The following is a 12,378-nucleotide window of genomic DNA, read 5'->3' as shown; positions in this document are numbered from 1 at the left end:
CCGATGAACCAAGAGGTCATGAACATCTTCAATCCGTCCGTGGAAGGCCCTGCCTTCGACCGGATCCGGATCTCGCTGGCCAGCCCGGAGAAAATTCTCTCCTGGTCCTTCGGCGAGGTGAAGAAGCCCGAAACGATCAATTACCGCACGTTCAAGCCCGAGCGCGACGGCCTGTTCTGCGCGCGCATCTTTGGTCCGATCAAGGACTATGAGTGCCTGTGCGGCAAGTACAAGCGGATCAAGTACAAGGGCATTATCTGCGAGAAGTGCGGCGTGGAAGTCACGCTGGCGCGCGTACGCCGCGAGCGCATGGGCCATATCGAGCTCGCTGCGCCGGTGGCCCATATCTGGTTCCTGAAATCATTGCCCTCGCGCATTTCCATGATGATGGACATGGCGCTCAAGGATGTGGAGCGCGTGCTCTACTTTGAGGCCTATATCGTCATGGAGCCGGGCCTGACCCCGCTGCAGAAGCACCAGCTTCTGACCGAGGAAGAGTATTACGAGGCCGTCGACGAGTATGGCGAGGACGCCTTCACCGCCGGCATCGGCGCCGAGGCGATCCGCGAGATCATGATCGGCATGGACCTGGCCAAAGAAGTCGAGCGCATGCGTGAAGACATGCTCGAGACCGGGTCTGAGCTGAAGCTGAAGAAGCTTTCCAAGCGCATCAAGCTCTTGGAATCCTTCATGATGTCGAAGAACAAGCCGGAATGGATGATCATGACGGTTGTCCCGGTCATCCCGCCCGAGCTGCGCCCGCTGGTGCCGCTGGACGGTGGCCGCTTTGCGACCTCGGACCTGAACGACCTGTACCGCCGGGTGATCAACCGGAATAACCGCCTGAAGCGCCTGATCGAGCTGCGCGCGCCGGACATCATCATCCGCAACGAGAAGCGCATGCTTCAAGAAGCGGTCGATGCGTTGTTCGACAATGGCCGCCGCGGCCGGGTGATCACGGGTGCCAACAAGCGTCCGCTCAAATCACTCGCCGACATGCTCAAGGGCAAGCAGGGCCGGTTCCGTCAGAACCTGCTGGGCAAGCGCGTGGATTATTCGGGCCGTTCGGTGATCGTGGTGGGCCCGGAGCTGAAGCTGCACGAGTGCGGCCTGCCCAAGAAGATGGCGCTGGAGCTGTTCAAGCCCTTCATCTATGCGCGTCTCGACGCCAAGGGTCTGTCCGGCACGGTCAAGCAGTCCAAGAAGCTGGTCGAGAAAGAGCGCCCCGAAGTCTGGGACGTGCTCGACGAGGTGATCCGCGAGCACCCGGTCATGCTGAACCGGGCGCCGACGCTGCACCGTCTGGGCATCCAGGCTTTCGAACCCAAGCTGATCGAAGGCAAGGCCATCCAGCTTCACCCGCTGGTCTGCGCCGCGTTCAACGCCGACTTTGACGGTGACCAGATGGCCGTGCACGTGCCGCTGAGCCTTGAGGCCCAGCTGGAAGCGCGCGTCCTGATGATGTCGACCAACAACATCCTGTCGCCGGCCAACGGCAAGCCGATCATCGTGCCGTCGCAGGATATCGTGCTGGGCCTGTACTATCTGTCCATCGTCAAGGACGGTGAGCCGGGCCAGGGCATGGTGTTCGCCACCATGGGCGAGATCGAAGCGGCGCTGGACGCCGGCGTGGTTACGCTGCACTCGAAGATCAAGGCGCGCTACGCCTATATCGACGCCGAAGGCAATCAGGTCACCAAGGTGATCGAGACCACCCCGGGCCGGATGAAAATCCTGGAGCACATGCCTCGTCACCAGCTGCTCGGGCCGAAACTGCTTGACGAGCTGCTGACCAAAAAGGCCATCGGCACGATGATTGACGAGGTCTATCGTCACACCGGTCAGAAGGCGACGGTGATCTTCTGCGACCGCATCATGCAGCTTGGCTTCCGCGAAGCGGCCCGCGCGGGCATTTCGTTCGGCAAGGACGACATGCTGATCCCGGCGGCCAAGGCCGTGCTGGTGGGCGAAACCCGCAAACTGGTCGGCGAGTACGAGCAGCAATACGTGGACGGCCTGATCACCAAGGGTGAGAAGTACAACAAGGTCGTCGACGCCTGGGCCAAATGCACCGACAAGGTCGCCGACGCCATGATGGACGAGATTTCCGATCCGTCCAAAGGCGTGCCCGGCGAGGTCAACTCGGTCTACATGATGGCGCACTCCGGCGCGCGTGGCTCGAAGAACCAGATGAAACAGCTGGCCGGCATGCGGGGCCTGATGGCGCGTCCGGACGGATCGATCATCGAGACGCCGATCATCTCCAACTTCAAGGAGGGGCTGACGGTTCTGGAATACTTCAACTCCACCCACGGCGCGCGCAAGGGCCTGGCAGACACGGCGCTGAAAACCGCCAACTCCGGCTATCTCACCCGCCGTCTGGTGGACGTGGCGCAGGACTGCATCATCACCGAAGCCGATTGCGGCACCTCGCAAGGCATCAAGCTGGGCGCGGTGATCGATGGCGGCGAAGTTGCGGTCTCCCTGGGCGCACGCCTGCTGGGCCGCACCACGGCGGAAGACATCAAGAACCCGTCCACCGGGGAGGTCATTGCCCCCGCCGACACCTATCTGGACGAGGATCTGTGCGCGGCCATCGAAGCGGCCAATGTCACCTCGGTGAAGGCGCGTTCGCCGCTGACCTGCGAGACCCGCGTGGGCGTCTGCGCGGCCTGTTACGGCCGTGACCTGGCGCGCGGCACGAAGGTGAATATGGGCGAGGCAATCGGTGTGATCGCCGCCCAGTCCATCGGCGAGCCGGGCACCCAGCTGACCATGCGCACCTTCCACATCGGCGGCACAGCGCAGGTCTCCGAGCAGTCCTTCATCGAAGCCAGCCACGACGGCAAGATGACCTTCACCGAGCGGTCCACCGTGAAAACCGCCGACGGCGACTTCATCGTGATGACGCGCAACATGCAGATCGCGGTGACCGGTCCGGATGGCCTGGAGATGGAAAGCTACAAGCTGCCCTACGGCGCGCGTCTGCGTGTGGACGCGGGCAAGGGCGTCAAGCGCGGCGACCGTCTGGCCGAGTGGGACCCCTACACCATGCCGATCGTCACCGAGGTGGCCGGCAAGGTGAAGTTCATTGACGCTATCGATGGTCTGTCGGTCAAGGACGACACCGACGAAGCCACCGGCATTGCCTCGAAAGTGGTGATCGACTGGCGCGGTACGGGCGCAAAGTCCAAGGACATCCAGCCGGCCATCGTGGTGACCGATGAAAAGGGCGAACCGGTCAAGCTGCCCAACGGGCAGACGGCCAACTACATGCTCTCCGTGGGCGCGATCCTGTCAATCGTCGACGGAGACGAGGTGCGCCCCGGCGACGTGCTGGCGCGGATCCCGACCGAAGGCGCCAAGACGCGCGACATCACCGGCGGTCTGCCGCGGGTGGCCGAGCTGTTCGAGGCCCGCCGCCCCAAGGATCACGCGATCATCGCCGAAATGACCGGCCGCGTGGAGTTCGGACGCGACTACAAGAACAAGCGCCGCATCTCCATCACGCCCGAAGGCGAGGGCGGTGAGCCGGTGGAATACCTGGTGCCCAAGGGCAAGCACCTGTCCGTGCAGGAAGGCGATGTCATCCAGCGCGGCGAGTACCTGATCGATGGCAACCCGGCACCGCATGACATTCTGCGGATCATGGGTGTCGAGGCGCTGGCGAGCTATCTCGTCAACGAGATCCAGGAAGTCTACCGCCTGCAGGGCGTGCCGATCAACGACAAGCATATTGAAGTGATCGTGCGTCAGATGCTGCAGAAGGTCGAAGTCCTCGAGGCGGGCGATACCGGCTATCTGGCCGGCGAGCACGTGGACAAGATCGAGTTCATCGAGACCAATGAGCGCCTGCAAAAAGAGAAGAAGAAGCAGGCCACCGGCGAATCGGTGCTGCTGGGCATCACCAAGGCGAGCCTGCAGACCCGCTCCTTCATCTCGGCGGCGTCCTTCCAGGAGACCACCCGCGTGCTGACCGAAGCCGCCATCCAGGGCAAGGTCGACATGCTGGAAGGCCTGAAAGAGAACGTCATCGTGGGCCGCCTTATCCCGGCAGGCACCGGCGGGACCATGCGCCAGTACCAGGTCGACGCCGACAAGCGCGACCGCGCCCGCATCGCCGAACAGGAAGCCGCCGCCGAGGCGGAAGCCGAAGCCGAAGCCCTGCCGGCCGAAATCGCCGCAGCCGCCGACGCCGAAGCGGACAGTGACGCCTGATTGTCAGGCTGAAACTGGCTTGAGACTGGAAGCGCCCGCCGGAGTGATCCGGCGGGCGTTTTTTCAAGAACGGGTCAGCATCCAGACAGCGAATACAAAGAACCCGCCAAGACCGGCGAACAGTCTTGCTCTGCTGGATCCACCCGACTTGCCCCTGACGACTTTCCAGATCGCATGAGCGAGTGTCAGGCTGCCTACAGCGCCAATACCGATCATGACCAGATCGACGATGCTCGGCCAATTGGCCTGGTCCGGCGTGAGCTCCTGAAATATGGCTAGCAAGGCCAGATAGATGCCAATCGCACCAAGCACATCCGCCCGGCGCAACAAGTCTACCTGCTGCCCGGCCTGGTTTTGCAGCTGTTTGAGCTCCAGCAGCTCGATTTCAGCGCGCACAAGCTGGGAGTACTCCGCGACCCGTCGGCGCAGCGTGTCGTAGCGCACCGCCATGCGGTCGATCCCATCGGACGTGCTGAAGAACCGGCTCAAGAATGCATCCAGTGTCTGAAAGCCGCCTAGCGGAGTCTCACGCAAGCTTTTGGCTCGCTCCTCAACCATGCGGCGATAATCCTGGCTGGCCACTTGTGCGCCTGTCACCCCTTGGGTGATGAACGCATTGAGCGTGCTGAGATTGATGGAGAGCTGGCGCAGCCGCCTCAAGGTACGCTCCAGGGCGTATCGTGCGCGGCCTTCTGCCTGTGGCGGCTCCTGGGCCGGGGCTTCGGGGTCCGGGTCAGTCCAGAGCGCCGCCGAGTCGCGGTGGGCGACATCGAGAATTTCCGAATTGCACTGATTGAGTTTGCGCCCGATGCTGTTGATCGCCGTTGTGAGGGCGTCAACATAAGGAAACTCGCGAAAGGCGAGGGTGCGCGCCGAGGCGATATCAGTGCACCGCCTGACTATCCGTCCGCGCTCCTCGGAGGTCAGGCCAATGTCCAGAATGATGGCTTGTGAGGCCATCTCTCCGTGCGCCGTGCGGCGGTCGGTTGGTCGCAGGTCAGAGATCAGAATCGCCTGACCATTCGATATCCGGCTGATCACAAAGTCCTTGCGGTCCGCGCCATAGGCGGTCTTGTCAGGATAGCGGAACACCCGCATTGCAAGCCCTTCCAGAGCGTCAGCGAGTTTGGTGACCAGAGACAGGTCAAGTTGAAGACGCTCATGCTCCTGGTCAAAGAGGAGCCCGACGCGAATTTGCTCGGCGGTTGTGGGTTCGAGATCGGCCAGCACATGCTCGAAAGGCATGATCCAGTAATGGGCTGCGACCAGGAGTTCGCCGGTCCAGCTGAAGCCCGGCCAGGCGCCATCCTTCGAGATCAAAGCCATCTCGCTCTCCAGCGTGTCGAGCGCGGTCCATTCAAGATTGGGATCCGCAGCCGCGCCAGGGCCGGCCCGCGGCGCCAGAAAGCTTCGCTGACGGCCGTCTTGATGCGACGCAATCGTCTGCGCCAGACTGCCGTCATAGCCCCCGGCGCTGGCCCGGAAGTCCTCAAAGACGGTGAAGTTCTGGCTGGCGCCAAACATCTCCCAGTTCATCCGCAAGCGGCGTTCCGGTGAGGGCGCGCCGTCCAGACGCCAGAAATTGTACCAGCGGTATCGGGTCTGGCCGGTCGGGCGGTAGGGGCGGAAATGCTCGCGGGCGGCAGTCGGATGGACGTCTCTGAAGGCCTCGATCGCCTCGTCACTGGCATGCAAGGGCTGCCCTGCTTCAAAGAGCAAATCCAGTTTCGCCGCCTCCTGCATCGCCGCTGCGCGCAACCTGTCGCGCGCAGCCGGCGCCGCATGCTCGCGCATATTGGCGAGCGCTTCGGACAGGAGCGCCACCGTCCGGTCCTGATTGTCGAGCGTTCCGGCGTGCTCAAGACCCAGGACCCGGATCGCCTCGCCGATGGAGTCGAACCATGTTTGGGCGGCCTTGCGCCGGGTGCGCACGTCGGGGCTGGCGATCTGTTCCTTCAGCAGCGCGGCGTCATGCGGGCGCAGTTTCTTGATCAGCGCTTCGCGAAACTCGTCCTCCCGGCTGGGGAACACGCGAGTCATGTGCGAGACTCGGGCGTAGCGCGGGAGCGGATAGCCCGTCCGCGCGTGCGTTTCCTTGATCATGAAGTCGCGTTCGGGATACTGGCTTGCCCGCCAATCGGAGTGCACCCCACTGGCTTGGGCCGCGCCCACGCCGCCCTCGGCCCGGCGCGCAGCGCCGTATCCAAACCACTGCCTTATGTCCATGCCCGCCCCGATTGCATCCCCACAGGAAGACTATGGCGCCGGTCATGCATCCTCAAGACGTATTCTTGAGCGGCGAACCAGCGCATGCCTGTTTTCGTTCCCGGCGCCTGACAGCCCGCTTGACGGAACCGAGTCTCCTAAGTAGGTTCCGCGCTCGTTTTCCGGGGGTGAGCCGTAGCCGGTCTGTTGTGACCGTCTAAACGTCGCCGGGAATACTGGACACAACGCTTTCACGACCGTCCGCGGACGTACGGCCCAGGCCGTCGCGACCGGACGGGTTTTTCGCGTCATGCCGCCAGGGCTTTCGCGAAGCCGCGAACAGGAACGGACAAGGGCCTTATGCCGACGATCAATCAGCTCATCCGCAAGCCGCGGAAAGACAAGCCCAAGCGCAACAAAGTGCCGGCCCTTCAGGCTTGCCCGCAGCGCCGTGGTGTTTGCACGCGCGTTTACACCACCACCCCGAAAAAGCCGAACTCGGCCTTGCGCAAAGTCGCCAAGGTCCGGTTGACCAACGGCTATGAGGTGGTGAGCTACATTCCAGGCGAAGGCCATAACCTGCAGGAGCACTCGGTTGTGCTGATCCGTGGCGGGCGCGTGAAGGACCTTCCCGGCGTGCGTTACCACATTCTGCGCGGCGTCCTGGACACCCAGGGCGTCAAGGACCGCCGCCAGCGCCGTTCGAAATACGGCGCGAAGCGTCCTAAATAAGGAGATACGGCCATGTCCCGCCGTCACCGCGCCGAAAAGCGCGAAATTCAGCCTGACCCGAAATTCGGTGATCGCGATCTGACCAAGTTCATGAATTACATCATGGTCGACGGTAAGAAATCGGCTGCCGAAGCGATCATTTATGGCGCTCTCGAGATCGTCGAAGAGAAAACCAAGCGCGAGCCGGTGCGCACCTTCCATGACGCGCTCGACAATGTCGCGCCGGAAGTTGAAGTGCGCTCGCGCCGGGTTGGCGGTGCCACCTATCAGGTGCCCGTCGATGTGCGCCCCGACCGCCGCAAGGCGCTGGCCATCCGCTGGCTGGCCTCCGCGGCGCGCGGCCGTAACGAGAACACCATGCGCGAGCGGCTCGCCGCCGAGCTCATGGACGCGGCCTCCAATCGCGGTTCTGCGGTGAAAAAGCGTGAAGACACGCACCGCATGGCCGAAGCCAACCGCGCCTTCGCCCACTATCGCTGGTAAGCCGGCGCGCCTTATTCTTTGTTCCTGAAGGACACTCCCCATGGCCCGCGACTACAAGATCGAGGACTACCGCAATTTCGGCATCATGGCCCACATCGATGCGGGCAAGACCACGACGACCGAACGGATCCTCTTCTACACCGGCAAGTCCCACAAGATCGGCGAAGTCCACGACGGCGCCGCGACCATGGACTGGATGGAGCAGGAGCAGGAGCGCGGCATCACGATCACGTCTGCGGCCACGACGTGCTTCTGGAAAGACAAGCGCCTGAACATCATCGACACGCCCGGCCACGTGGACTTCACGATTGAAGTCGAGCGCAGCCTGCGCGTTCTGGACGGCGCCGTGGCGCTGCTGGACGCCAATGCCGGTGTGGAGCCCCAGACCGAAACGGTCTGGCGCCAGGGGGACAAGTACAAGGTCCCGCGCATGGTGTTCGTCAACAAGATGGACAAGCTGGGCGCCGATTTCTACCGCTGCGTCGACATGATCAAGGAGCGCCTGGCCGCCAAGCCGCTCTGCCTCCAGCTGCCGATCGGGTCGGAAAGCGACTTCGCTGGCTGCATTGACCTTCTCACCATGAAGGCGCTGATCTGGGAATCGGAAAACCTGGGTGCCACCTGGCGTGAGGAAGACGTCCCCGCCGACATGGCCGACAAGGCCGCCGAGTACCGCGAGTACCTCGTCGAGACTCTGGTGGAGCTCGATGAGACGGTCATGGAGGCCTATCTTGAAGGCACCGAGCCCGACATCGCGACCCTGAAGCGCCTGATCCGTCTGGGCACGCTGCAGCTGGCCTTCAACCCGGTGCTGTGTGGCACGGCGTTCAAGAACAAGGGCGTGCAGCCGCTGCTGGACGCGGTGGTGGATTATCTGCCCTCGCCGGTGGACGTGCTGAACATTCGTGGCATCGACCCGCGCACCGAGGCCGAGATCGAGCGCCAGTCCTCGGACGCGTCGCCGCTGTCCATGCTGGCCTTCAAGATCATGAACGACCCGTTCGTGGGCTCGCTGACCTTCTGCCGCATCTATTCGGGCCAGATCACCACCGGCACCTCGGTGCTGAACACGGTGAAGGACAAGAAGGAACGCGTCGGCCGCATGCTGCTCATGCACGCCAATTCGCGTGAAGACATCAAGGAGGCCTTCGCTGGTGACATCGTCGCCATTGCGGGCCTGAAAGACACCACCACGGGTGACACGCTGTGCGACCCGGCCTCTCCGGTCATTCTGGAGCGCATGGAGTTCCCCGAGCCGGTGATCGAGATCGCCATCGAGCCGAAATCCAAGGGCGACCAGGAAAAGCTCGGCATGGCGCTGGCGCGTCTGGCGGCGGAGGACCCGTCCTTCCGCGTCAAGACCGACGAGGAATCCGGCCAGACCATCATTGCCGGCATGGGCGAGCTGCACCTGGACATCCTGGTTGACCGCATGCGCCGCGAGTTCAAGGTCGAGGCCAATGTCGGCCAGCCCAAAGTGGCCTATCGCGAGACGCTGGGTCAGGCTTACGAGATCGACTACACCCACAAGAAGCAGACCGGCGGTACCGGCCAGTTCGCCCGCATCAAGGTGCGCTTCGCGCCGGGCGAGCCGGGCTCGGGCTATGCCTTCGAGTCCAAGGTGGTCGGCGGCTCGGTGCCGAAGGAATACGTGCCGGGCGTGGAAAAGGGCATCAATTCGGTGCGCGAGAACGGCCTGCTGGCCGGCTTCCCGGTGATCGATTTCACCGCGACCCTGCTCGACGGTGCCTATCACGATGTGGACTCCAGCGTGCTGGCGTTCGAGATCGCGGCCCGTGCTGCCCTGCGCGAAGCCAAGTCGAACCTGCGCATGAAGCTCCTCGAGCCGATCATGAAGGTCGAAGTGGTCACCCCGGACGACTATACCGGGTCGGTGATCGGCGACCTGAACTCCCGGCGCGGCCAGATCCAGGGCCAGGAGATGCGCGGCAATGCCACGGTGGTGAACGCCATGGTGCCGCTGGCGAACATGTTCGGGTACGTGAACAACCTGCGTTCGGCCACTCAGGGCCGCGCCCAGTTCACCATGCAATTTGATCACTACGAGCCCGTGCCGCAGGCCGTGGCCGAGGATGTGATCTCCAAGATCGCCTGACGGCTTCGCGCCGTCGAGAGCAACCAGAGAAGAACAGGACAAGACAATGGCCAAGGGTAAGTTTGAGCGTAACAAGCCGCACGTCAACATTGGCACGATTGGTCACGTTGACCATGGCAAGACGACGCTGACGGCTGCGATTACGAAGTATTTCGGCGAGTTCCGTGCGTATGACCAGATTGACGGTGCGCCGGAAGAGAAGGCGCGCGGGATCACGATCTCGACGGCGCACGTCGAGTACGAGACGCCGGGCCGTCACTATGCGCACGTCGACTGCCCGGGCCACGCGGACTATGTGAAGAACATGATCACGGGCGCGGCGCAGATGGACGGCGCGATCCTGGTTGTGAACGCGGCGGACGGCCCGATGCCGCAGACGCGCGAGCACATTCTGCTGGCCCGTCAGGTGGGTGTGCCGGCTCTGGTTGTGTTCCTGAACAAGGTTGACCAGGTCGACGACGCCGAGCTTCTGGAGCTGGTGGAGATGGAGGTTCGCGAGCTTCTGTCGTCCTACGACTTCCCGGGCGACGACATTCCGATCATTGCGGGCTCGGCGCTGCACGCCATGAACGGTACGCAGCCCGAGATCGGCGAGAATCAGATCCGTGCGCTGATGGCGGCTGTGGACGAGTACATCCCGACCCCGGAGCGTGCCATTGACCAGCCCTTCCTGATGCCGATCGAGGACGTGTTCTCCATTTCGGGCCGTGGCACGGTGGTGACGGGGCGTGTCGAGCGCGGCATCGTGAAAGTGGGCGACGAGATCGAGATTGTGGGCCTGCGCGACACCAAGAAGACGATCTGCACGGGTGTCGAGATGTTCCGCAAGCTGCTCGACCAGGGCCAGGCGGGCGACAATGTGGGCGTTCTGCTGCGCGGCGTTGACCGCGAGGGCGTGGAGCGCGGCCAGGTATTGTGCAAGCCGGGCACGATCAAGCCGCACAAGAAGTTCGTGGCCGAGGCCTATATCCTGACCAAGGAAGAGGGTGGCCGTCACACGCCGTTCTTCACCAATTACCGTCCGCAATTCTACTTCCGCACGACGGACGTGACGGGTGTGGTGAGCCTTCTGGACGGCACCGAGATGGTGATGCCGGGCGACAATGTCGAGATCAATGTCGAGCTGATCACCCCGATCGCGATGGAAGAGAAGCTGCGCTTCGCCATCCGTGAAGGCGGGCGCACCGTGGGTGCCGGCGTGGTGGCCAAGATCGTCGAGTAATCGGCACCGTCCCTGACGCTATGCGACGCGGCCCGGCCCCCAAAGCCGGGCCGCGCTGCGTTCTGAGTGGAACGCATCTGCTGAAGGTGCTGCACAAGCCCCCGCCGGGACGCAGCAATCTGGATGGTAGGTGTTGACGGGCGGGGCAGGTGGGAGTATCCACCCTCCCTCTGACGAGTTGGCTGTGCCCTTTGAGGGCAAACGCAACTCCTGAAGCGAAAACAATTTGGCGCGCGAGTGCTGCGGGGGGCGATCCGGCCCTTGGCGCGGCCCTTGCGCATGTTGGGACCGGACCAATGGCGCAGCAGAATATCCGAATTCGCCTGAAGGCGTTTGATCACCGCGTGCTCGATTCGTCGGCCAGCGAGATCGTGTCGACGGCGAAGCGCACCGGCGCGAACGTGCGCGGGCCGATCCCGCTGCCTACGCGCATTGAGAAGTTCACCGTGCTGCGCGGCCCGCACATCGACAAGAAGTCGCGCGAGCAGTTCGAAATCCGCACGCACAAGCGCGTGCTCGATATCGTCGACCCGACCCCCCAGACCGTCGACGCGCTGATGAAGCTCGACCTGTCGGCTGGCGTCGACGTCGAGATCAAGCTGGGAGCGTAGGGCGATGAGCCAGGCAGTTAAATTGCGCACCGGCCTTGTGGCCAAGAAGCTCGGCATGACCCGCGTGTTCACGCCGGAAGGCAATCACGTACCGGTCACCGTGCTGCATCTGGACGGCGGCATTCAGGTCGTCGCCCAGCGCACCACCGAGCGCGACGGGTATACCGCCCTGCAGCTGGGCGTGGGCAAGGCGAAAGTGCGCCGCACCACCAAGGCCATGCGCGGTCATTTCGCCAAGGCTTCGGTTGAACCCAAGCGCAAGCTGGTCGAGTTTCGTGTGAGCGAAGACGCCCTGGTTGACGCCGGTGCCGAGCTGTCCGCGGAACACTTTGTCCCGGGCCAGAAAGTCGATGTCGCCGGCATCACCATCGGTAAGGGTTTCGCCGGCGCCATGAAGCGCTGGAATTTTGGCGGCATGCGCGCCTCGCACGGCGTGTCCGTCTCGCACCGCGCCCACGGCTCCACCGGTCAGAACCAGGATCCGGGCCGGGTGTTCAAGGGCAAGAAAATGGCCGGCCATCTCGGTTCCGAGCGTGTGACCACGCAAGGTCTTGAAGTGGTGCGCGTTGACGCCGAGCGTGGCCTGATCCTGATCAAGGGCGCGGTTCCGGGCTCTGCCGGTTCGTGGGTTGAAGTGCGCGACGCCGTCAAAGGCGCGGGCGCACACGATCTGCCGTATCCGGCCGGTCTGCGCACCGTACCGACTGAAGAACTCGACACGCCGCCCCCGGGCAGCGCAGAAGCTGACATGGTCTCTGAAGGCGCGCCGACCGAAGACCAGATCCACGCCG

At 63.4% G+C, this 12,378-nt stretch carries 7 protein-coding genes and 1 pseudogene; 7 read left to right on the top strand and 1 reads right to left on the bottom strand.

Going from position 1 to position 12,378, the window contains the following annotated elements:
- The first annotated feature begins 3 nt into the window (after nt 1–3).
- Nucleotides 4–4,218, top strand: a complete 4,215-nt coding sequence (gene rpoC / locus L2D00_05635) for a DNA-directed RNA polymerase subunit beta' (protein WBQ14165.1) — start codon at nt 4–6, stop codon at nt 4,216–4,218.
- Between the two features lie 63 nt (nt 4,219–4,281).
- On the opposite strand, the gene L2D00_05630 is transcribed toward rpoC, so the two are convergent.
- Entirely contained in the window at nt 4,282–6,444 is a 2,163-nt protein-coding gene (locus tag L2D00_05630; GenBank protein ID WBQ14164.1) for a DUF3422 family protein, read from the bottom strand.
- 339 nt (nt 6,445–6,783) lie between these two features.
- On the opposite strand from L2D00_05630, the gene rpsL reads away from it, so the two are divergent.
- From rpsL to rplC, 6 genes and pseudogenes are all read left to right on the top strand, one after another.
- Nucleotides 6,784–7,155: a 30S ribosomal protein S12 gene (gene rpsL, locus L2D00_05625; protein WBQ14163.1), complete on the top strand. Its 372-nt coding sequence runs from the start codon at nt 6,784–6,786 to the stop codon at nt 7,153–7,155.
- Nucleotides 7,156–7,167: 12 nt separating this feature from the next.
- Nucleotides 7,168–7,638 carry a 30S ribosomal protein S7 gene (gene rpsG, locus L2D00_05620; protein WBQ14162.1) on the top strand — a complete coding sequence of 157 codons (471 nt, stop codon included), beginning with the start codon at nt 7,168–7,170 and terminating at the stop codon, nt 7,636–7,638.
- A gap of 40 nt (nt 7,639–7,678) precedes the next feature.
- Nucleotides 7,679–9,754 (top strand): elongation factor G, encoded by a 2,076-nt coding sequence (fusA, locus tag L2D00_05615; GenBank protein WBQ14161.1) that lies wholly within the window; start codon nt 7,679–7,681, stop codon nt 9,752–9,754.
- Between the two features lie 46 nt (nt 9,755–9,800).
- Nucleotides 9,801–10,976: an elongation factor Tu gene (tuf, locus tag L2D00_05610; GenBank protein WBQ14160.1), complete on the top strand. Its 1,176-nt coding sequence runs from the start codon at nt 9,801–9,803 to the stop codon at nt 10,974–10,976.
- Nucleotides 10,977–11,272: 296 nt separating this feature from the next.
- Nucleotides 11,273–11,587 carry a 30S ribosomal protein S10 gene (gene rpsJ / locus L2D00_05605; protein ID WBQ14159.1) on the top strand — a complete coding sequence of 105 codons (315 nt, stop codon included), beginning with the start codon at nt 11,273–11,275 and terminating at the stop codon, nt 11,585–11,587.
- 4 nt (nt 11,588–11,591) lie between these two features.
- Nucleotides 11,592–12,239: pseudogene (gene rplC, locus L2D00_05600) on the top strand (50S ribosomal protein L3).
- The last annotated feature ends 139 nt before the right edge of the window (nt 12,240–12,378 follow it).

The organism is Hyphomonadaceae bacterium BL14, from assembly GCA_027627705.1.
In the GTDB taxonomy this organism is placed as follows: Bacteria; Pseudomonadota; Alphaproteobacteria; order Caulobacterales; family Maricaulaceae; genus Oceanicaulis.
The sequence above is the reverse complement of the archived record's forward strand: the minus strand, read 5'-3'. Positions and strand labels throughout refer to the sequence as shown.

What these genes read in the sequence shown, in the direction of transcription:
- rpoC (WBQ14165.1), top strand. Translation starts at nt 4, where the DNA reads ATGAACCAAGAGGTCATGAACATCTTCAATCCGTCCGTGGAAGGCCCT.
- rpsJ (WBQ14159.1), top strand. Translation starts at nt 11,273, where the DNA reads ATGGCGCAGCAGAATATCCGAATTCGCCTGAAGGCGTTTGATCACCGC.
- tuf (WBQ14160.1), top strand. Translation starts at nt 9,801, where the DNA reads ATGGCCAAGGGTAAGTTTGAGCGTAACAAGCCGCACGTCAACATTGGC.
- L2D00_05630 (WBQ14164.1), bottom strand. Translation starts at nt 6,444, where the DNA reads ATGGACATAAGGCAGTGGTTTGGATACGGCGCTGCGCGCCGGGCCGAG.
- fusA (WBQ14161.1), top strand. Translation starts at nt 7,679, where the DNA reads ATGGCCCGCGACTACAAGATCGAGGACTACCGCAATTTCGGCATCATG.
- rpsG (WBQ14162.1), top strand. Translation starts at nt 7,168, where the DNA reads ATGTCCCGCCGTCACCGCGCCGAAAAGCGCGAAATTCAGCCTGACCCG.
- rpsL (WBQ14163.1), top strand. Translation starts at nt 6,784, where the DNA reads ATGCCGACGATCAATCAGCTCATCCGCAAGCCGCGGAAAGACAAGCCC.